This window comes from Actinomadura sp. WMMB 499, assembly GCF_008824145.1.
In the GTDB taxonomy this organism is placed as follows: domain Bacteria; phylum Actinomycetota; class Actinomycetes; order Streptosporangiales; family Streptosporangiaceae; genus Spirillospora.
Genome location: NZ_CP044407.1, coordinates 189,198 through 210,010 on the forward strand (window position 1 = coordinate 189,198; position 20,813 = coordinate 210,010).

Here is a 20,813-nt window from a genome sequence, read left to right on the forward strand (position 1 = left end):
GGTCAGCCCTTCACGCAGACGAGCTGGCGCAGGTGGGCGACGACCTCCACCAGGTCGGACTGGGCCTCGATGACCTCTTCGATGTCCTTGTAGGCGCCCGGGATCTCGTCGACGACGCCGCCGTCCTTGCGGCACTCGACGCCCTTCGTCTGCGCGATGAGGTCCTCGACCGTGAAGTTCTTCCTGGCCTTGTTCCGGCTCATCTTGCGGCCCGCGCCGTGCGACGCGGAGTTGAACGCGGTCTCGTTGCCGAGGCCGCGCACGATGTACGTCCCGGTCGCCATGGAGCCCGGGATGATGCCGAGGTCGCCGGCGCCCGCGCGGATCGCGCCCTTGCGGGTGACCAGCAGCTCGACGCCGCCGTACTCCTCCTCCGCCACGTAGTTGTGGTGGCAGGAGATGGCCTCGTCCCACCGGCAGCGCTTCTCGCCGAACCGCTGGGTGACGACGTTCTGCGCGAGGGCCATCATGACGGCCCGGTTGCGCCGCGCGTACTCCTGCGCCCAGAACAGGTCGTGCCGGTAGGCGTCCATCTTCACGGTGCCCGCGAGGAAGACCGCGAGGTCGGGGTCGGGCAGGTCCTGGTTGTGGGGCAGCTTCTGCGCCGCCTCGATGTGCCGCGAGGCGAGCTCGTTGCCGATGTTGCGCGACCCCGAGTGCAGCACGAGCCAGATCGCGCCGTCGTCGTCCGCGCACAGCTCGAGGAAGTGGTTGCCGCCGCCGAGCGTGCCCATCTGCTGGCGGGCGCGGCCGAACTTGGCGTGCGCCGCCGGGTGCAGCTCGTCGAAGTCCTTCCAGAAGTCGTACCAGCCGCGCATCTTCAGGCCGGGCAGCGCGGACGGGTCGACGGCCTCCTTGTGCGAGCCGCGCCCGACCGGGATCGCGCGCTCCAGCCGGGAGCGGACGCCCGCCAGGTCGTCCGGCATGTCCTCGACGGTCAGCGACGACTTCGCGGCGGTCATCCCGCAGCCGATGTCGACGCCGACGGCCGCCGGGGACACCGCGTCCTTCATCGCGATCACCGAGCCGACGGTCGCGCCCTTGCCGTAGTGGACGTCCGGCATCACCGCGAGCCCCTCGACCCACGGCAGCGCGGACACGTTGCGGAGCTGGTCGAGGGCCTGGTCCTCGACCGTGGCGGGGTCGGTCCACATCCGGATCGGAACGCGGCCGCCCTTCATGGTCTGGTACGGCATTCCTTCTCCTTCTGCGGGGGATCCGAACCGTGATCTATGACGCCAGATCCGCCGGTACGGTTTCAAACCGTTTTCCGCGTTCCGGGGGTCAGGAGCCGCGGCGCTCGGTCAGGCCCAGGCCGTCCAGGTGGCGCAGCAGCGCGACGGCGACGCGGCGGGACGAGGCCAGCGCCTCGCCCGCCTGGGCTGGGGTGAACGGCTGCGGCAGCGCGGACAGGATCCGCAGCGCCTCCCGGTCGGCGCCGGGCAGCAGGACGACCCCGTCGGCGAGCCGCAGCACGGCGCCCGCGTCCGCCGCGGCGGCGAGCGCGCCCCCGGTCAGCCCCAGCTCGGCGAGCCGCTCGGCGGCGGGCGCGCCGAACGGGTCCCCGGCCAGGTCGGCCCGCAGCCGCTCCACCGCGCCCGCCCAGCCGGGTTCGGGCTCGGCCGCGGGTCCGGGTTCGCGTTCGGGTTCGGCATCGGGGGCGGGCTCGGGTTCGGGATCGGACCGGAGTTCACGTTCAGGTTCGGGCGCCGTCTCGGCCTCACGGGCGGGCTCACGGACGGCCTCACGGGCGGATTCGCAGGCGGGCTCGGACTCCGACTCGGACTCGGACTCCGACTCGAGGGCGGGTTCCGGCTGCGCGGCGGCCGGACCGTAGACGCGTCCGGCCTCGACGTGCAGCGGCGGCCGGGCGAGCATGGCGACCAGCTCGCGGGCGGGGAGCCCGAGCCGGAGCCGGACGGTCTCCAGCGGCAGGCCCGGCGCCCCGGGGCGCTCGGCGGCGTGCCGGGCCGTCGCGTCGGCGAGGCGGTCGCGCAGGGTGTCCCAGTGCGCGGGATCGGCGACCCACTCGCCGTTCAGCGGGACGGCGTCCGCCGGGACGTCGCAGCCCATCCCGGTGAGTTCGGCGCGGCGCAGGACGCCGTGGCGGCGCAGCACGACGGCGCCGTCCGGGCGGTCGGGCCAGGAGGCCAGCTCGCGAGCGCGGGCGGGCCCGGCGCCGCGCCGCACCAGGGTCGGCGGGCGGACGTCGAGCACGCTGACGCCCGCGAGGGTGCGGCGCTCGGGGTCGCGCAGGACCCCGGTGTCGCCGACATGCAGCGCGAGGCGCGCGTTGAGGGTGAGGCGCGCGGTGTCGGGGCCGAGCGGGCGCAGCGCGACCCGGACGGCCGCGGCGCCGACGTGCAGGGTCATCCGGCGGGCGAGCCGGCCGGACGCCTCGCCGAAGCGGGTGCGCACGTCCACGCAGGTCGTCGGCGACCAGCGGCCGGGGGCGACCAGGGCCATGCCGGGCGCGACCCGGCCCGCGTCGCGCAGCGTCAGCACCACGCGGGACACGCCGCCGACCTCGTCGCGGGGCTCCCCGGCGCATCCGATGGTCCGGACGCGGACGCGCCCGCCCGCGGGCATGAGGAGGAGCTCGTCGTGGACGCGGATCGTGCCGGCGCCGAGGGTGCCGGTGACGACGCTCTGCCGTCCCGCGGTGAACGCGTGGTCGACCCACAGCCGGACGGGCGCCTCCGGGTCGGGGACGGGGAGGCGGCCCGCGAGGCGGTCGAGGGCGGCGGCCAGCTCGGCGGTCCCGGTGCCGGTGACGGTGCTGACGGCGACCGCCTCGGCGGCGGCGAGCGCGGTCCCGGCGAGCCGCTCGCGGGCCTGCCGCAGCGCGATCTTGGGGTCGGCGACGTCCGCGCGGGTGATCGCCAGGACTCCGCTGCGGACGCCGAGCGCGGCGGCCGCCTCCAGGTGCTCCTGCGACTGCGGCATCCAGCCCTCGTCGGCGCCGACGGCCAGCAGCACGGCCGGGGCGGGCGCGAGCCCGGCGAGGACGGCCGGGACCGAGCGCGGGTCCCCGGGGACGTCCACGAACGCGACGCGGCGGCCGGACGGCAGGCGCGTCCAGGCCGTGCCGGTGAGCGCCGGGCCGGGCTCCTTGGGCTCCATGCCGGTCAGGGCGCGCACGAGCGAGGACTTGCCGTGCGCGGCGTGGCCGGCGGTCGCGAGGACCTGCATCACGCGGTCCGGCGGGCCGTGCCGCGGTCCAGGGGGTCGTGCAGACGAAGTGCCACGAAAGCGGGGTCCACGGAAGGCAACCCTAAGGACGTTCGCGCCCGTCGCGAAACCGGAACGGGCGGGCGGGCCGCGTCGCGAACATCACCGTCCTGATTTTCCGGATGCGGAAGCCTAAACCGGACGTCGCTCGATCGTCGCGTCCGGGACAGTGCTAATACTTAGTTTGAATAATTACAGTGCCGGGTGCCCGCTTCGCCCGGAGCGTCTGGAGGACCCCCATGACCGGCGCGCCCACCGATGTCCCCAGCCGGGCCGCCGCGACGCCGCGGCCGCCCGCCGCGGCCCGGGACACGACGCCGACGCTGCTGGCGCTCGCGGCGGCCGGGATGGTCGTGTCGGTGCAGCAGACCCTGGTGATCCCGCTGCTGCCGCGGCTGATGGGCATCTTCGACGCGTCGGTCACCTCGGTGACCTGGGTGTTCACCGCCTCGCTGCTGGCGGGCGCGGTCGCCACCCCGCTGCTGACGCGGTTCGGCGACATGTACGGCAAGAAGCGGATGATCGTGCTGGCCCTGGTGCTGCTGATCATCGGGTCGGTGCTGTGCGCGGCGTCCGGGACGCTCGGGACGCTCATCGCCGGACGGGCGCTGCAGGGCGTGTCGTCGGCGATGGTCCCGCTCGCGATCGGCATGATCCGCGACACGTTCCCGCGCGACCGGATCACCACGGCGATCGGGGTGGTGAGCGCCACGATGGGCGTCGGCGGCGGCATCGGGATGATCGTGACCGGGTTGATCGCCGACCGCACCACCAGCCACCGCCCGGTGTTCTGGATCGCCGCGGGGCTCGGCGCGTTCGCGCTGGTGCTGATCACGGTGACCGCGCGCGACGTCGGCGCCCGCGCGGGCGGCCGTCCGGACGTGCCGGGCGCGGTGCTGCTGGCGGCCTGGCTGGTGTGCCTGCTGCTCGGCATCAGCCAGGGCAACGCGTGGGGCTGGACGTCGGCGGGGGTGCTCGGGCTTTTCGGCGGGGCGCTGGCGCTGTGCGCGGTGTGGACGGTCGTGGAGCTGCGCGTGCGGGAGCCGCTGGTGCGGCTGTCGCTGCTGGTCGGACCGCGGTCGCTGTCGGCGAACGTCGCGTCCGCGCTGCTCGGATTCTCGATGTTCGCGGCGTTCACGCTGATCGCATCGTTCGTCCAGGCGGATCCCGACCTGGTCGGGTACGGGCTGGACGGCACGGTCCTGCACGTGGGCCTGTACATGCTGCCGAGCACGGCGACGATGCTGCTGTCGTCGACGCAGTCGGGGCGGATCAGCAGGCTGATCGGCCCCGCCTACACGCTCGCGGCGGGCGCGGGGTTCGCCGCGCTGAGCTACTTCTGGCTCGCCGTGTTCAACACCCGCGTCATCGACATGCTGATCTTCAGCGCCATCCAGGGCCTGGGGTTCGGGGTGGCGTACGCGGCGCTCGGGACGCTCGCGGTGCAGCATGTCCCGATGGACCAGAGCGGCATCGCCAGCGGCATCAACTCGCTGGTCCGGGTGGGCGGCGGCAGCATCGCGGGCGCGGTGACCGCCGCGATCCTGGCCGGCGTGGTGATCGGCGGCACCGACGTCCCGGCGCTCGGCGCGTACGAGGTGTCCTTCTGGATCGTGGGGGCGGGGGCGGTGCTGGCCGCGGCCGTCGCCGTCGCGAACGGGCTGCGCCACCCCCGGGACGGCGCGGTGCTCTGACGGCGCGGGGCCTTGACGAACCGCGCCCGCTCCGTGCCCTATAGGTGTGCGGCCCTACCGACGTGCGCCCCGGTACGCGGATCGGGGCCGGGGACCCGCACGGGAGGACCAGATGGGCGCCTACGCCGCCGCGTACGAACGGAGCATCGCCGACCCGACCCGTTTCTGGGGGCTGGCGGCGCGGGACGTCCGCTGGCTCGTCCCGCCGGACCGGGTGCTGGACGACGGCGCGCCGCCCTTCTACCGCTGGTTCACCGGCGGTGAGCTCAACACCTGCGACAACGCCCTCGACCGGCATGTCGAGGAGGGCCGCGGCGACCAGGCCGCGCTGATCTACGACAGCCCGGTCACCGGGGCGGAGCGGACCTACACCTACCGGGAACTGACCGAGCTGACGGCGCGGTTCGCGGGGGCGCTGCGCGCGCAGGGCGTCGACCGCGGCGACCGGGTGATCGTCTACATGCCGATGGTGCCCGAGGCCGTGATCGCGATGCTGGCGTGCGCCCGGCTCGGCGCGGTGCACTCGGTCGTGTTCGGCGGGTTCGCCGCACGCGAGCTGGCCGTCCGGATCGACGACGCCCGCCCGAAGGCGGTGGTGTCGGCCTCCTGCGGCATCGAGGGCGCGCGGATCGTACCGTACAAGCCGCTGCTCGACGAGGCCCTCGACCTGGCCCGGCACAAGGTGGAACGGTGCGTGCTCCTGCAGCGCGAGCAGCTGCACGCCGACCTGCAGCGGCCGCGGGACGTCACGTGGGACGAGGCGGTCGCGGGCGCCGAGCCCGCCGAGTGCGTCCCCGTCGCCGCCACCGATCCCCTGTACATCCTGTACACGTCGGGGACGACGGGGCGGCCGAAGGGCGTGGTCCGCGACAACGGCGGGCACGCGGTGGCGCTGCGCTGGTCGATGGAGAACGTGTTCGGCGTGGGCCCCGGCGACGTCTTCTGGGCCGCGTCCGACGTCGGCTGGGTCGTCGGGCACTCCTACATCGTGTACGCGCCGCTGCTCACCGGCTGCACGACCGTCCTGTACGAGGGGAAGCCGGTCGGGACGCCCGACGCGGGCGCGTTCTGGCGCGTGGTGGAGCGGCACCGGGTGAAGGTGCTGTTCACGGCGCCGACCGCGATCCGGGCGATCAAGAAGGAGGACCCGGACGGCGCGCTGCTCGGCGGGCGCGACCTGGCGGGGTTCGACGCGCTGTTCCTGGCCGGGGAGCGGCTCGATCCCGACACCTGCCACTGGGCGGAGCGGATGCTGGAGCGTCCCGTCGTGGACCACTGGTGGCAGACCGAGACCGGGTGGCCGATCGTGGCGAACCTGCGCGGGCTGGAGCCGATGCCGGTGAAGCCGGGGTCGCCGTCGGTGCCGGTGCCGGGGTACGACGTGCGGATCCTCGGCCCGGACGGCGCGCCGCTGCCGCCCGGCGAGGACGGCGACATCGCGCTGCGGCTGCCGCTGCCGCCCGGGACGCTGCCGACGCTGTGGCAGGACGACGAGCGGTTCGTCGAGGCGTACCTCGACAAGCGTCCGGGCTACTACCTGACCGGAGACGGCGGCCGGATCGACGAGGACGGCTACGTGTGGGTGATGGGCCGCACCGACGATGTGATCAACGTCGCCGGGCACCGGCTGTCCACCGGGACGATGGAGGAGGTCATCGCGGCGCACCCGGCGGTGGCGGAGTGCGCGGTCATCGGCGTGCGGGACGCGCTGAAGGGGCAGGTGCCGCGGGCGCTGGTGGTGCTCAAGAGCGGCGTCCTGGCCGAGGAGGACGAGCTGGCCGCCGAGCTGGTGCGGCTGGTGCGCGACCAGGTCGGCCCGGTCGCCGCGCTCAAGGAGGTCACGGTCGTCCCGGCGCTGCCGAAGACGCGCTCGGGGAAGATCCTGCGGGCCGCGATGCGCGGGATCGCCGACGGCCGGGACGTGCCCGTGCCGTCCACGATCGAGGACCCGGAGGTGCTGGACGGCCTGCGCCCGGTGCTGAACCCGCCGGGGTCCTAGCGTCCGTGGCCGGCGGGCCAGCACGCGGCGACCAGCACGACGGCGATGATCGCGGTGCCGACCTGCACCGCCGCCTGCCGCACGTCCCAGGTCGCCTCCTCTGGCCCGAACATGCCGAACAGGCCCGTCCCGGCGAAGGCCGCGACGACGCCGACCGCGATCGTCGCCCACGCCGGCATGCTCGGCCGCCCGCGCACGAGCAGGCGGCCGAGGGCGCCGACGAGGGCGCCCAGCACGATGGCGGCGATGCTCCCGGCGATGGTCATGCGCGCCCCCGCGGGCGCGCGGCGCGCCCGCCGCACCGTTCCCGCGTCCCGGTGGGGAACGGCGTGGCGAGGCCCCGGGGACGGCCGCGGAACGCGCGCTCCCCGCGGACGGACGTGCCCGCCATGCGGCCTCCCCCGATCGCCCCCGATCACCGCGACGGGGGTCCTACCCAAAGATCGGCTACCGCACCACGAGCGCGCGGCGGCCGCGCGGCACCAGTTCGCCGATCACCGGGGCGCCGGGGATCTCGCCCGCGACCAGCAGCCCGCCGGACGTCTGGGCGTCGGCCAGCAGCAGCCGCTCCTCCTCGCCGATCCGGCGGAAGCCGGTGTGCGGCGACACCCAGGACAGGTTGCGGCGCGTGCCGCCGGGGACGAACCCGTCCCGGACGGCTTCGCGGGCGCCGTCCAGGTACGGGACGGCGGCGGCGTCGACGACCGCGGTGACGCCGGACGCCCGCGCCAGCTTGAACAGGTGGCCGAGCAGCCCGAACCCGGTGACGTCGGTGGCGCACCGGACGCCGGCGTCCAGCGCGGCCCGCGCGGCGGCGTCGTTCAGCCCGGTCATGGTCTGCACGGCCTGCGGGAACGTCTCGCCCGTCGCCTTGTGCCGGGCGTTGAGGACGCCGAGCCCGAGCGGCTTGGTCAGCGTCAGCGGGACGCCGGCCCGGCCCGCGTCGAGGCGCAGCAGCCGGTCCGGGTCGGCGACGCCGGTGACGGCGAGGCCGTACTTGGGCTCGGGATCGTCCATGCTGTGCCCGCCGGCGATGGGGCAGCCCGCGGCGGCCGCGACGTCCCGGCCGCCGCGCAGGACCTCGCGGGCGAGGTCGCCGGGCAGCAGGTCGCCCGGCCAGGCCAGCAGGTTCAGCGCCATCAGCGGCTCGCCGCCCATGGCGTAGATGTCGGAGAGCGCGTTGGCGGCGGCGATCCGGCCCCAGTCGTAGGGGTCGTCGACGATCGGGGAGAAGAAGTCGGCGGTGGACAGCACGGCCCGCCCGTCCGCGACGAGCACCGCCGCGGCGTCGTCGCCGTCCTCGCCGCCGGCCAGCAGCGGCCCGCCGCCGGTGAGCCCGGCCACCACCCGTTCCAGCTCGCCCGGGGGAATCTTGCAGGTACAGCCGCCGCCGTGGGCGTACTGGGTGAGGCGGGCGGTGCGGGCGAGGGGGGTCACCGGGAAATTTAATGCACAACTACCGCAAATGATCAACAACCGGACGGTACGGGATCGATCACCCAGAGATCACCCGGCGGCCACGAACGGCCGCCACCTGCGGAAGAACCCGCGAACCCCTTGCCCGAACGGTGTTCGGCATGGTGCGATTCGACTCTGCAAGTCATCACTTACTCCGGCATCGACACCGACACGAGGGACGACATGGGCATCCAGGAGCAGCGCGCGGAACTCGACCGGGCCCTGAAGGGCCGGACCGTCTGCGGCGAACTCGCCGAGACGGTGAACCTGCACGGCGACCGGCCCGCCTACTCCGAGCGCGACGGGGACGGCTGGCGCACCCTCACCTGGGCCGACACCCGGGGCCGCGCGCTGGAGACGGCCGCGGGGTTCGCCGCCCTCGGGCTCGCGCCCGGCGAGGTCGTCGCACTGATGATGCCGAACCGGTCCGAGCACGTCCTCGCCGACCTCGGCGCCGTCCACGCCGGGGGCGTGCCCACCACGGTCTACGCGACGCTCGCGCCCGAGCAGATCGCGTTCGTGGCCGGCGACTGCGCCGCGAAGTACGCCGTCCTCGACGGACGCGACCAGCTCGACCGATGGCTGCCCGCGCTGGACCGGCTGCCCGACCTCCGCAAGATCATCGTGGTGGACGCCGCCGCCTGCCCGGAGGGCGACGACCGCTTCCTCTCCTGGGACGAATTCACCGAGCTGGGGCGCTCGTCGCTCGCCGCGGACCCGGCCGAGATCGACCGCCGCCAGCAGGCCGTGAAGCCCGAGGACACTGTCACCCTGCTGTACACCTCCGGCACCACCGGCAACCCCAAGGGCGTGCTGATCACCCACTCGATGGTGCTGCACGAGGCCGCGATGGTGCAGAACAGCTCGGTGCTGCCCGAGCAGCCGTCCGGCATCTCCTACCTGCCGTTCGCGCACATCGCCGACCGCGTCCTCAGCTACTACCTCCCGATCCGGCTCGGCTCGCACGTCCACTTCTGCCCCGACCCCGCGCAGCTCACCTCGATCCTCCCCCAGGTCCGGCCGCACTCCTTCTTCGGCGTCCCGCGCGTCTGGGAGAAGATCATGGCGGGGATCCAGGCCGTGCTGGCCGCCGAGCAGGACGAGGCCAAGAAGGCCGCCGTCGCCGCCGCCCTCGACGCGGGCCGCGCCTACGTCACCGCGCAGGAGTTCGGCAAAACCCTCACCCCCGAGATCACCGCCGCGTACGAGCAGGCCGACAAGGCCGTCCTGACCCCGATGAAGGCGATGCTCGGCCTCGACCGCGTCGGCCAGGCGTCCAGCGCCGCCGCGCCGCTGCCCGAGGACGTCGCCCGGTTCTTCGCCGGGCTCGGCCTGAAGATCTTCGACGCCTACGGGATGACCGAGACGACCGGCGCGATCACCGCGAACCTCGCCGACTCCTTCAAGCTCGGCACGGTCGGCCGCGCGTTCGCCGGCGTCGAACTGAAGCTCGCCGACGACGGCGAGATCCTGGTGCGCGGCGCGACCTGCACCCCCGGCTACCTCAACCGCCCCGAGGCCACCGCCGACCTGCTCGACGCCGACGGCTGGGTGCACACCGGCGACGTCGGGCGGCTCGACGAGGACGGGTTCCTGCGCGTCGTCGACCGCAAGAAGGAGCTGATCATCACCGCGGGCGGCGAGAACATCGCCCCGTCGATGATCGAGAACCTGCTCAAGGAGCACCCGCTCGTCGGGCAGGCCCTCGCCTTCGGCGACCGCCGCCCCTTCGTCGTCGCCCTCGTCACCCTCGACGGCGAGGTCGCGCCCGTGTGGGCCGCCGCGCACGGCATCGAGCAGACCGACCTCGCCGCGCTCGCCGAGCACCCGGTCGTCCTGGAGGAGATCGGCCGCGCCGTCGCCGACGCCAACGCGCGGCTCGCCCGCGTCCAGCAGGTCAAGAAGTGGCGCCTGCTGCCCGCCGAATGGACCGCCGAGAGCGAGGAGCTCACCCCGACCCTGAAGCTCAAGCGCCGCGTCGTCCACAGCAAGTACGACGCGGCCATCGAGGAGCTGTACGGGTCCTGACGCGCGCTCCGGCGGCGCCGGAGCCTATGATCGCGGGCGGAGGCGTGTGAGTGCCTGGTGGCCTCCCCGACCTTCAAAGTCGACGGTCCCGAGGATCTCGGGACGGCGGGTTCGATTCCCGTACGCCTCCGCCACCCCGCCGTCGCCCCGGCGCAACGTGAGGGCACGAGGACCCGGCCGGCGGGTCCGCGTCCGCGTCCGCGGTGCCGGGCGCTCGCGGCGCCCGCGCCCGATCCGGGGTACCGTCTTGGTCATGGGGCGGATCACCGTGCGCAGGCCAGTGCTGCGGCTGAGCACCGGCGGGACGCGCGGGCGGCGGCCCGACACGCTCGCCGTGGAGGAACCGCTGGAGATCCGCGTCGCCGGACGGCCGCTGACCATCACCATGCGCACCCCCGGGCACGACTTCGACCTGGTCGCCGGGTTCCTCGCCGCCGAGGGGATCATCTCGTCCGCCGCCGACCTCGCGACGATGCGGTACTGCGCCGACACCGAGGAGCAGAACGTCCTGGAGGTCGCGCTCGCACCGGGCGTGCCGGAGCCGGACGCCTCGATGGCGCGGGCGTTCGCCACCACCAGCGCGTGCGGAGTGTGCGGCAAGTCGAGCATCGAGGCGCTGCGCGCCGGCCGTCCGCACGACGTCGCCGGCGACCCCGTGCGGCTCACCGCCGCGACGCTCGCCGCGCTGCCGGACCGGCTCCGCGCGGCGCAGCGGGTGTTCGACCGGACGGGCGGGCTGCACGCCGCGGGCCTGTTCGACGCGCGCGGCGAACTGCTGGCCGTCCGCGAGGACGTCGGGCGGCACAACGCGGTGGACAAGGTGGTCGGCTGGGCGCTGCGGCGCAAGGAGCTGCCGCTCACCGGGCGGGTGCTGATGGTCAGCGGGCGCGCGTCGTTCGAGCTGACGCAGAAGGCGATGACCGCCGGGATCCCGGTGCTGGCGGCGGTGTCGGCGCCGTCCTCGCTCGCGGCCGACCTCGCCGAGGACGCCGGGATGACACTCGTCGGCTTCCTGCGCGGCGAGACGATGAACGTCTACACCGGCGCCGAACGCGTCACCGTCTGACGGGGCGCCGGGATCGGCCGTCCGGGTTCGGTCCCGCCCCCGGCGGCTTGTCACGCACCGCGCAAAACCTGGCGGTAACTTGTTGGCCCGCTCCCAAGAAAGCGCGGCCGGGAACGAGTTGACTCGTCCTCTCGCGCCGCCGCGCGCGACCGCCCCGCGACGAAAAGGGAGAGGACATGACGAGGCCCCTGACGGACGGCCCCCCGGCGTCCGGCATCGACGAGCGTCATCCTCCGATCAAGCCCCGGCGCGTCACGTTCGACTGGTCCGACACGCCGCTGCACTGGGTGCCCGGCGACCCGGTCGCGACCCACATCATCAACTCCTTCCACATCGTCTTGCCCGAAGGCGAGAAGTGGTTCATCCAGGCCGTCAAGGACGCTCGGCCCCACATCAAGGACGAGCGGCTCCTGGAGGAGATCAAGGGCTTCATCGGGCAGGAGATGGTGCACGCCCGCTCCCACCAGGGGGTGCTCGACCAGATCCTGCGGAAGAACGGCATCGACGTCTCCAAGATCACCGACGCGGCGGCGAAGGGGAACGCCGACCGGCCCGCCCAGATGGCGGAGCTCAAGGCGAGGAAGCCGCGGGCGTGGCGGCGCCGGCTGCGCTTCGAGCTCGCCGCGGTCGCCTCGATCGAGCACTACACCGCCGTCCTCGGCCAGTGGATCATGGACAACGACCGGTTCGAGAAGTCCGGGGTCGACCCGACGATGCTGGACCTGCTGCGCTGGCACGGCGCCGAGGAGGTCGAGCACCGGTCGGTGGTGTTCGACGTCTACAAGGCCATGGGCGGCGGCTACGTCATGCGCGTCGCCGCATGGGTGGTGTCGCTGTTCTTCCTGTACTGGGCGCTGATCGGCGGTTCGCTGTACCTGCTCGGGCAGGACCCCACGATCACCAAGCGGATCACGCCGCTGCGGGTGTACCGGGCGTACCGGCGCTCGGTCCGGCTCGGGCACGTCCCGGGGATCTTCCGGCTGCTGCTCGGCGAGGCCCCCGTCTACCTGCGGCCGGGCCACCACCCGTCCAAGGTCTGCTCGACGCCGCAGGCGCTCGACTACCTGATGCGCTCCCCCGCCGCCCGCGCCGCCGGTTACGACCCGTACTGACCGACCTGTACTGGCAAACCCGCACCGGCCGACCCGTACCGGCCGCCCCCTGTCGACCGGCTCGTCCGCGGGACCCGTGGCGAGCGTCACGCGGCCCCCTCTTGACCGGGGGTGCCCGCGAGCGCTTAATTAACATCGTGTCCAATAATGTGGCGCTCGCCCGCGTCGACGATCCCGCGGAGCTCGAGCGATTCCGTGCCGTCCAGCGGCTCTCCTACGCCTGCGCCGACGCGGTCGCGGCCACCCTCGAACCCGGCGTGACCGAGCGCGAGGCGTGCCGCCGCATGCGCCGGTGGCTGCGCGAGCGCGGCGTGGACGACTGGCTGCACACGCCGTTCGCCTGGTTCGGCGACCGCTCCGCCTTCACCGGTTTCCGCGTCCCGACGCAGTTCCTGCCGAGCGGCGCCCGCCTCGAGGAGGGCATGCCCTACGTCCTCGACATGGCACCGGTGAAGGACGGCTACTGCGCCGACATCGGCTACGGCGGCGTCCTCGGCGAGAACCGCGTCTGGGAACGGGTCGACGCCGACCTCGCCGAGTACCGGACGCTCATCCTGCGGCTCGTCCGCGAGCGGCGGACGTTCGCCGACGTCTACGCCGAGGTGGACGCGCTCATCGCCCGGCAGGGCCACCGCAGCCGGCACCGCAAGTACCCCGGCCGCGTCATCGGCCACCAGGTCGGCGTCATCGGCGGCGTCCTGCCCAAGCGCGTCGGGTTCCCGTTCGGCGTCCGGTTCCTGCAGACGATCGGCCGCGAACTCGTCACCGAGCGGGTGAAGGGACGCTCGCCGCTGTGGAACGGCGGCGCGGGGTCCAGGCACGCGCCGACGCCCGGCCTGTGGGCGGTCGAGCCGCACATCGGGTTCCGGGGCGTCGGCGTGAAGTTCGAGGAGATACTCGTCGTCACCGGGGACGACGCCTACTGGCTCGACGACGATCTCCCCCATGTGCGCCGGTGGGCGCGACGAGAGGCGGCATAAATGGAGGTTGCGCGACGGCGGGTGCGGGGCGACGGGGTCGACCTCGCCGTCCACGAGCAGGGCGACCGGTCGAACCCGACCGTCCTGCTCGTGCACGGCTACCCCGACACGCACGCCGTGTGGGACGAGGTCGCCGAGCGGCTCGCCGAGCGGTTCCACGTCGTCCGGTACGACGTGCGCGGCGCGGGCGCCTCCTCGCGCCCGTTCGGCGCGAAGAACTACGCCTTCGAGCACCTGATGGCCGACATGCGGGCGGTGCTGGACGCCGCCGCGCCGGGCCGCGAGGTCCACCTCGTCGGGCACGACTGGGGTTCGATCCAGGGCTGGGAGGCGGTCTGCACGATGCCGGACCGGTTCGCCTCGTTCACCTCGATCTCCGGGCCGTGCCTGGACCACGTCGGCCACTGGACGCGCCGCGCGTTCGGCCGCCCGACACCCCGCGGGCTGCGGCGCGCGGCGGCCCAGGGCATGCGGTCCTGGTACATCTACTTCTTCCAGACCCCGCTGCTGCCGGAGGCGATGTGGCGGGCCGGGATCTCGCGGGCGTTCACCCGCGCGCTGGAGCTCGGCGAGGGCGTTCCCGCCCGTCCCGGCCACCCCGCCCGGACGCTGCCGCGCGACGGCGCGTCCGGGGTCGGCCTGTACCGGGCGAACATGGCGGCGCGGCTGCGCGCGCCGCTGGACCGCCGCACCGACGTGCCGACGCAGGTGATCGTCCCGACCCGCGACCTGTTCGTGTCGCCGCACCTGGTCGGCGGGCTGGCCGAGCGGGTCCCGAACCTGTCGCTGCGGACCGTCCGGGCCGGGCACTGGGTGCCGCGCAGCCACCCGGACGCCGTCGCGCGCTGGGTCGCCGAGCACGCCGCGGGCGCGGCCGGCGGGCCGCTCACCGCGGCGGAGTCCCGCGCGCTGCGGCGGGCCCGGGTCGGCGGCGACCGCCGCCCCTTCGACGGCTCGCTGGTCGTCGTCACCGGGGCGGGCGGCGGGATCGGGCGCGCCACCGCGCTGGCGTTCGCCGCGCGCGGCGCGGAGGTCGTCGCCGCCGACCTGGACCTCGCGGCGGCGCGGACCACCGCCGAACTCGCCGGACGGGCGGGCCCGGCGGGGCGCGCGATCGAGGTCGACGTCGCGGACGCCCGGGCGATGGAGGACTTCGCCAAGACCGTCCTGCACGAGCACGGTGTGCCCGACGTCGTCGTCAACAACGCCGGGATCGGCATGGCCGGGCCGTTCCTCGACCACACCGCCGGCGACTGGGCGCAGGTGCTGGACGTGAACCTGTGGGGCGTCATCCACGGGTCGCGGCTGTTCGCGGCGCAGATGATCGAGCGCGGGCAGGGCGGCCACATCGTCAACACCGCGTCGGCCGCCGCGTTCGCGCCGTCCCGCGCGCTGCCCGCGTACGCGACGAGCAAGGCGGCGGTGCTGATGCTGTCGGAGTGCCTGCGCGCGGAGCTGAAGGGCGCCGACATCGGGGTCAGCGCGATCTGCCCCGGCATCGTCGACTCCGGGATCACCGGCCGGGCGCGCTTCGTCGGCCGCGACGAGGCCGGCCAGGCCGACGGGCGCGACCGCGCGACGCGCGCCTACGCGCTGCGCGGGTTCGGGCCCGAGGGGGTCGCGGAGCGGATCGTCGCCGCCGTCCGGGACGACCGCGCCGTCGTGCCCGTCACGGCCGAGGCGCACGCCGCGAGGCTGCTGGCCCGGATCTCGCCCGGCGCGATGCGGCTGCTGGCCCGCCTCGACGTCGGCTGACGGTGCCCGGGCCCGCGTGTCCCCCGGCGGCGGGCCCTAGGGTGAACCGGGGAGGCGGTGGAAACATGCCGGACGCGGTCGTCGTCGGGGCGGGGCAGAACGGGCTCGCCGCGGCGAACGTGCTCGCCGACGCGGGCTGGGACGTGCTGGTGCTGGAGGCGCAGCCCGAGCCCGGCGGGGCCGTACGCAGCGACCGCGGCGTCCATCCGGCCTACGTCAGTGACCTGTGCAGCGCGTTCTACCCGCTCGGCGTGGCGTCCCCGGCGATGCGGGCGCTCGGCCTGGAGCGGCACGGGCTGCGCTGGCGGCACGCGCCGGCGGTGCTCGCCCATCCGCTGCCGGATGGGCGCTGCGCCGTCCTGGAGCGCGACCCGGACGCCACCGCCGCCGGTTTGGAGTCGTTCGGCGGGGGCGACGGGGAGGCCTGGCTGCGGCTGTACGACCTGTGGGAGCGGATGGGCGAGGAGCTGCTGCGCGCCCTGTTCACCCCCTTCCCGCCGGTCCGTTCGGCGCCCGCGCTGGCCGCCGCCGCATCCCGGGCGGGCGCCCCGTCCGGGGGGGTGCTGGGTGTCCTGCGGACCCTGCTGTCCCCCGTCCGGACGCTCGGCGAGCAGGAGTTCGCGGGGCCGGGCGGGCCGCTGCTGCTGGCCGGGTCGACGCTGCACACCGACCTGTCGCCGGAGTCGACGGGCGGTGCCGCGTTCGGCTGGCTGCTGGCGATGATCGGGCAGCGGTACGGCTGGCCGGTCCCCGAGGGCGGCGCCGGGGAGTTGACGGCGGCGCTGGTGCGGCGGCTGGAGGCGGCGGGCGGACGGGTCCGCTGCGGCACCCCGGTGGCGTCGGTGATCGTCCGGGACGGGCGCGCGCTCGGCGTCCGGACGGCGGACGGGGAGCCGATCCGGGCCGTGCGGGCGGTGCTCGCGGACGTGCCCGCGCCCGCGCTGTACGGCGGGCTGGTCGGGTGGGAGCACCTCCCGGCGCGGCTGCGCGAGCAGCTGCGGCGCTTCGACCGGGACCCCGCGACGTTCAAGGTCGACTGGGCGCTGACGGGCCCCGTCCCGTGGGCGTCCCCGGGCGCCGCGCGGGCGGGGACCGTCCATCTCGCGCCGGACATGGACGCCCTCACCCGCTACAGCGCCGACCTCGCGACCGGGCGGGTGCCCGCCGAGCCGTTCGCGCTGCTCGGGCAGATGACCACCGCCGACCCCGCCCGCTCCCCCGCCGGGACCGAGTCGGTGTGGGCGTACACGCACGTGCCGCACCGCGTCCGGGGCGACGCGGGCCCGGACGGGATCACCGGCGCGTGGGACGGGCGGGAGCGCGCCGCGTTCGCCGGCCGGCTGGAGGAGACCGTCGAACGGCTCGCGCCCGGCTTCCGGTGCCGGATCGCCGCCCGCCGGATCGTCGCCCCGCCGGACTTCGCCGAACGCAACGCGAGCCTGCCGGGCGGGGCGCTGAACGGCGGGACGTCGCTGCCGCACCAGCAGCTCGTCTTCCGTCCGGTGCCGGGCCTCGGCCGCGCGGAGACCCCGGTCGCGGGCCTGTTCCTGGCGTCGGCGTCGGCGCATCCGGGCGGCGGCGTGCACGGCGCCTGCGGGACGAACGCCGCCCGCGCGGCGCTCGCGCACGCGTCCCCGGCCGGACGGCTCGTCCTCACCCCCGCGCTGGCCGCGCTGCGCCGCGCCCTCACGGGCTGACGGCGCGCCGCCGCGGCTGGTGCGGCGCGGCGGTGCGGTGGGGGCGGCGTGGCGGAGCCCGTCAGGAGTCCGGCTCCTCGGCGGACAGCGGCCGGGCGACGTCCTCCAGCGACCGCCGCGCCGCCTCGACCCCGATGAACGCCTCCACCAGCCCTGCCGCGATCATCAGCGCGGCGCCCAGGAAGTAGCCGTTCGCCACCGCGCTCACCTTCTCGGTCTCCACCAGCCTGCCGAACAGCGCCGGGCCGACCACGCCGCCGAGACCGGTGCCGACGGCGTAGAACCCGGCGATGGCCATCGCGCGGGTCTCCAGCGGGAAGATCTCGCTCACCGTCAGGTAGGCCGACGAGGCGCCCGCGGAGGCGAAGAAGAACACGACGCACCAGCACGCCGTCAGCGTCCACGCGTCCAGCACCTCGGCGCGGAACAGCAGCCCGGTACCGACCAGCAGCACCCCCGACACGATGTACGACAGCGACACCATCGTGCGGCGGCCGACCGTGTCGAACAGCTTCCCGAGCAGGAACGCGCCCAGGAAGTTCCCCAGGCCGATCGGGATCAGGTAGTACCCGATGTCGACGTCCGGCACGTCGAAGAAGGTGGACAGCACCAGGGCGTAGGTGAAGTAGACGGCGTTGTAGAGGAACGCCTGCCCGATGAACAGCGACAGCCCGAGGATCGTCCGGCGCGGGTACCGGCGGACGGCCGTCGCGGCGATCTCCCGGAAGGCGATGGTACGGCGCTGCCGGACGCGGATGCGCTGCCCCGGACGCTCGAGCTCCGTGCCGCGCTCGGCGACGATGCCCCGCTCGATGCCGCCGACGACGTCCTCGGCGGCGTCCTCGCGGCCGTGGATGAACAGCCAGCGCGGGCTCTCCGGGACGTTGCGCCGGACGAACAGGACGAGCAGCCCGAGCAGCGCGCCGAGCGCGAACAGCGCCCGCCAGCCGAGGTCCTCCGGGATCAGCCCGGTCTTGAGGATCGGGAGCGACAGTGCCGCGGCGAACGCGGTGCCGAGCCAGAACGACCCGTTGATCAGGATGTCGACCCGGCCCCGGACGCGCGCCGGGATCAGCTCGTCGATGGCGGAGTTGATCGCCGCGTACTCCCCGCCGATCCCCGCGCCGGTGAAGAACCGGCACAGGTAGAACCACCACGCGTTGAACGAGAAGGCGGTGGCGACCGTCGCCGCCAGATACACGATCAGCGTGATGATGAACAGCTTCTTGCGGCCGAACCGGTCGGTGAGATGCCCGAAGAACAGCGCGCCCGTGCACGCCCCGATCACGTAGATCGAGGCGGAGAGCCCGACCTGCCCCTCGGTCAGCCCGAGCCCCGCGGTCTCGCTCGTCAGCAGCGCCCCGACGACGCCCACGACGGTGATCTCCAGCCCGTCCAGGATCCAGACGGCGCCCAGCCCGACCAGCACCGTCCAGTGCCACCGCGACCAGGGGAGCCTGTCGAGCCGCGCCGGGATATCGGTCTCGATGACCCTGCCTTCCACCGTCATGCTCATGTGCTTCCCACCTGACGGTGTTCATGCCGGTACGTCGCGGGCTGGGCACCCTCCGGCACCGGCAGAGCGCCCTCCGGCACCGGCGGGGTTCCCATGCGCGCCGGAACGTGCGACCTTGACTGGACCGGAATCCCTGGACACCGGAGCGTGAAGCATGCGGATCCGCGACATCCTGCGGCGGAAGGGCGGGACGGTGGTCACCGTGCCGCCCGAGCACACCGTGCGGGAACTACTGGCCGTCCTGGCCGAGCACAACGTCGGGGCGGTGGTCGTGTCCCCCGACGGCGAGACCATCGCCGGCATCGCGTCCGAACGGGACGTCGTCCGGCGGCTGCACGAGCACGGCGCGGCACTGCTCGGCCGTCCCGTGTCCGACATCATGACCGCCGAGGTCCGCAGCTGCGCGCCCGGCGACCTGGTGGACGACCTGCGGCGGACCATGACCGAGCACCGCTTCCGGCACATGCCCGTCGTGGAGGACGGGCGGCTCGCCGGGATCGTCAGCATCGGCGACGTGGTCAAGAGCGCCATCGACGCGCTCGAGAGCGAGCGCGAGCACCTCGTCGGCTACATCCAGAACGTCCAGTGACCGCCGGCCCCCCTCCCCGCCCGCTACACGTAGGCGGGCAGCGGCCGGGCGGCGGGCGCGCCCTCCACCCGCCGGTAGGCGGCGGCGAGCCGGTCGACGGCCGTACGCAGCGCGTCCGGCGGCAGCACGTACGGAAGCCGCACGTAGTCCTCCAGCAGGCCGTCGGCGGCGAACACCGGGCCCGGCACGACGCGGACGCCGTTCCGCTCGGCCGCCTCGGCGAGCTGTGACGCCACCGGCGCGGGCAGCCTCACCCACAGCGACATGCCGCCCTCCGGGAGCCGGAACTCCCAGTCCGGCAGCCGCTCCCGCAGCGCGGCGGCGAGCGCGTCCCGGCTCTCCCGCAGGTGCGCGGCCCGCTCAGCGCGCACCGGCTCCACCCGCTCCAGCAGCTCCCGGACGATGAGCTGGTCCAGCACGGGGCTGGCCATGTCGACCGGCTCGCGCGCCACGACCAGCCTGCGGACGAGCGGCGCGGCCGCCCGGATCCACCCGATCCGCAGCCCGCCCCACATCAGCTTGGACGCCGACCCGATGGTGATCACCCGGCCGCCGGCGTCGTGCGCCGCCAGCGGCGGGACGCTCGGCGCGCCCGGGTCGTGCGCGAGATCGGCGAACGTCTCGTCCGCGACGACGCATGCGTCCGCGGCCCGCGCGGCGGCGGTGAACGCGGCCCGGTCGGCGTCCGGCATGAGCAGCCCGGTCGGGTTGTGGAAGTCGGGGATCGTGTGCACCATCCGGACGGCCGCCTGCCGCATGGTGGCCGCGGCCAGCTCGGCGTCCCAGCCGCGGTTCATCCCGACCGGGACGAGCCGCGCACCCCGCGCCCGCAGCGCGGTCAGCGCGTGCGGGTAGGTGGGGCGCTCGACCATCACCGGGTCGCCGGCGTCCACCATCGACCGGACGAGCAGCGTGAACGCCTGCTGCGCACCGCCGGTGACGACGATCTCGTCCGCGCGGGTGGGCACGCCGCGGGCGGTGTAGCGGTCGGCGATCGCCTCGCGCAGGCACACCAGGCCCGCGGGTTCGTACCCCGGGCCGCGGCTGTACCGGGGCAGTTCGGCGACGGCGGCGGCCACCGCCTCGTCGAAGACGGCCGGTGCCGCGGGCGCGGCGCAGCCGAGGTCGATGAACCCCGCGGCGCCCGGCACCGTCTCCGGGACCATCGTGAGCCCGGACCGCGCGATGCCGAAGCCGGAGTCGGCGGCCGGGCCGCCGCCGGGCGGCGCGTCGCCGAAGCCCGGGCCGGCCGCCGCCCGGCGGCCCCGGCCGTGCCCCGCGGCGGACCGGGGCACCGGCTCGTACACCGTCCCGGGCGGCCCGTCCCCCGCCATCCGGACCGGCGGCAGCGCCGTCCAGCTTCCCGCGCCCTGCCGGCTCTCGATGTAGCCCTCCTCGCGGAGCCGGTCGTAGGCGGCCGTCACCGTGGTGCGGCTGACACCCAGGGCGCCGGCGAGGTCGCGTTCGGCGGGCAGCCGGGTGCGCAGCGCGAGCCGCCCGTCGAGCACGAGGCCGCGGACGCCCCGGGCCAGCGCGGCGTAGACGGGACGCTCGCGCGGCACGTCGCCCAGCAGCCGGGCCAGCTGGTGTCCGCTCACGTATCGGGTGCTCATGCAAACCACTTTCACACATTGGCTCTATCATCGCCAGACCAATCTGGACGAGAGTAGCAGCCTCGACCTCCGAAA

General features: G+C 74.6%; 15 protein-coding genes and 1 tRNA gene. 10 read left to right on the top strand and 6 right to left on the bottom strand.

Annotation, left to right across the window (positions count from 1 at the left end; translation table 11 throughout):
- Window positions 1-2: 2 nt before the first annotated feature.
- On the bottom strand, window positions 3-1,196 hold the full coding sequence (locus tag F7P10_RS00920) for an RtcB family protein (RefSeq protein ID WP_151007623.1): 1,194 nt from the start codon (window positions 1,194-1,196) through the stop codon (window positions 3-5).
- An 88-nt stretch (window positions 1,197-1,284) separates the two neighbouring features.
- Window positions 1,285-3,192, bottom strand: a complete 1,908-nt coding sequence (locus tag F7P10_RS00925; protein ID WP_254716338.1) for a SelB C-terminal domain-containing protein — start codon at window positions 3,190-3,192, stop codon at window positions 1,285-1,287.
- A 278-nt stretch (window positions 3,193-3,470) separates the two neighbouring features.
- On the opposite strand from F7P10_RS00925, the gene F7P10_RS00930 reads away from it, so the two are divergent.
- Window positions 3,471-4,925 (top strand): MFS transporter, encoded by a 1,455-nt coding sequence (locus tag F7P10_RS00930; protein WP_151007624.1) that lies wholly within the window; start codon window positions 3,471-3,473, stop codon window positions 4,923-4,925.
- Window positions 4,926-5,037: 112 nt separating this feature from the next.
- Window positions 5,038-6,924 carry a propionyl-CoA synthetase gene (locus tag F7P10_RS00935; RefSeq protein ID WP_151007625.1) on the top strand — a complete coding sequence of 629 codons (1,887 nt, stop codon included), beginning with the start codon at window positions 5,038-5,040 and terminating at the stop codon, window positions 6,922-6,924.
- Here F7P10_RS00935 and F7P10_RS00940 read toward each other — a convergent pair.
- Both F7P10_RS00940 and selD read right to left on the bottom strand, forming a co-directional pair.
- Window positions 6,921-7,190 (bottom strand): GlsB/YeaQ/YmgE family stress response membrane protein, encoded by a 270-nt coding sequence (locus F7P10_RS00940; protein WP_151007626.1) that lies wholly within the window; start codon window positions 7,188-7,190, stop codon window positions 6,921-6,923. The two genes, F7P10_RS00935 and F7P10_RS00940, sit on opposite strands and share 4 nt — an antisense overlap.
- A gap of 181 nt (window positions 7,191-7,371) precedes the next feature.
- Complete coding sequence (selD, locus tag F7P10_RS00945; RefSeq protein ID WP_151007627.1) at window positions 7,372-8,361, bottom strand: selenide, water dikinase SelD; 990 nt, start codon at window positions 8,359-8,361, stop codon at window positions 7,372-7,374.
- A gap of 204 nt (window positions 8,362-8,565) precedes the next feature.
- On the opposite strand from selD, the gene F7P10_RS00950 reads away from it, so the two are divergent.
- From F7P10_RS00950 to F7P10_RS00980, 7 genes are all read left to right on the top strand, one after another.
- A complete protein-coding gene (locus F7P10_RS00950) occupies window positions 8,566-10,410 on the top strand; it encodes a long-chain fatty acid--CoA ligase (RefSeq protein WP_151007628.1) in 1,845 nt (614 codons plus the stop codon).
- A 38-nt stretch (window positions 10,411-10,448) separates the two neighbouring features.
- Window positions 10,449-10,544, top strand: a tRNA-Sec gene (locus F7P10_RS00955).
- Between the two features lie 119 nt (window positions 10,545-10,663).
- On the top strand, window positions 10,664-11,476 hold the full coding sequence (fdhD, locus tag F7P10_RS00960) for a formate dehydrogenase accessory sulfurtransferase FdhD (RefSeq protein WP_151007629.1): 813 nt from the start codon (window positions 10,664-10,666) through the stop codon (window positions 11,474-11,476).
- 176 nt (window positions 11,477-11,652) lie between these two features.
- Window positions 11,653-12,588, top strand: a complete 936-nt coding sequence (locus tag F7P10_RS00965; protein WP_151007630.1) for a metal-dependent hydrolase — start codon at window positions 11,653-11,655, stop codon at window positions 12,586-12,588.
- A gap of 149 nt (window positions 12,589-12,737) precedes the next feature.
- Window positions 12,738-13,568: a M24 family metallopeptidase gene (locus F7P10_RS00970; protein WP_151017751.1), complete on the top strand. Its 831-nt coding sequence runs from the start codon at window positions 12,738-12,740 to the stop codon at window positions 13,566-13,568.
- Window positions 13,569-15,323 carry an SDR family oxidoreductase gene (locus F7P10_RS00975; protein WP_151007631.1) on the top strand — a complete coding sequence of 585 codons (1,755 nt, stop codon included), beginning with the start codon at window positions 13,569-13,571 and terminating at the stop codon, window positions 15,321-15,323.
- A 65-nt stretch (window positions 15,324-15,388) separates the two neighbouring features.
- The gene (locus tag F7P10_RS00980) at window positions 15,389-17,020 is read left to right on the top strand and encodes an NAD(P)/FAD-dependent oxidoreductase (protein WP_151007632.1); all 1,632 of its coding nucleotides are present in this window, start codon (window positions 15,389-15,391) and stop codon (window positions 17,018-17,020) included.
- A gap of 61 nt (window positions 17,021-17,081) precedes the next feature.
- Here the strand turns inward: F7P10_RS00980 and F7P10_RS00985 are convergent, their stop codons facing one another.
- Window positions 17,082-18,536, bottom strand: coding sequence for an MFS transporter (locus F7P10_RS00985; RefSeq protein WP_151007633.1), 1,455 nt, complete (start codon window positions 18,534-18,536; stop codon window positions 17,082-17,084).
- 154 nt (window positions 18,537-18,690) lie between these two features.
- On the opposite strand from F7P10_RS00985, the gene F7P10_RS00990 reads away from it, so the two are divergent.
- Window positions 18,691-19,125, top strand: coding sequence for a CBS domain-containing protein (locus F7P10_RS00990; RefSeq protein ID WP_151007634.1), 435 nt, complete (start codon window positions 18,691-18,693; stop codon window positions 19,123-19,125).
- 23 nt (window positions 19,126-19,148) lie between these two features.
- Here F7P10_RS00990 and F7P10_RS00995 read toward each other — a convergent pair whose 3' ends face one another.
- On the bottom strand, window positions 19,149-20,738 hold the full coding sequence (locus F7P10_RS00995; RefSeq protein WP_254716339.1) for a PLP-dependent aminotransferase family protein: 1,590 nt from the start codon (window positions 20,736-20,738) through the stop codon (window positions 19,149-19,151).
- Between the last annotated feature and the right edge of the window lie 75 nt (window positions 20,739-20,813).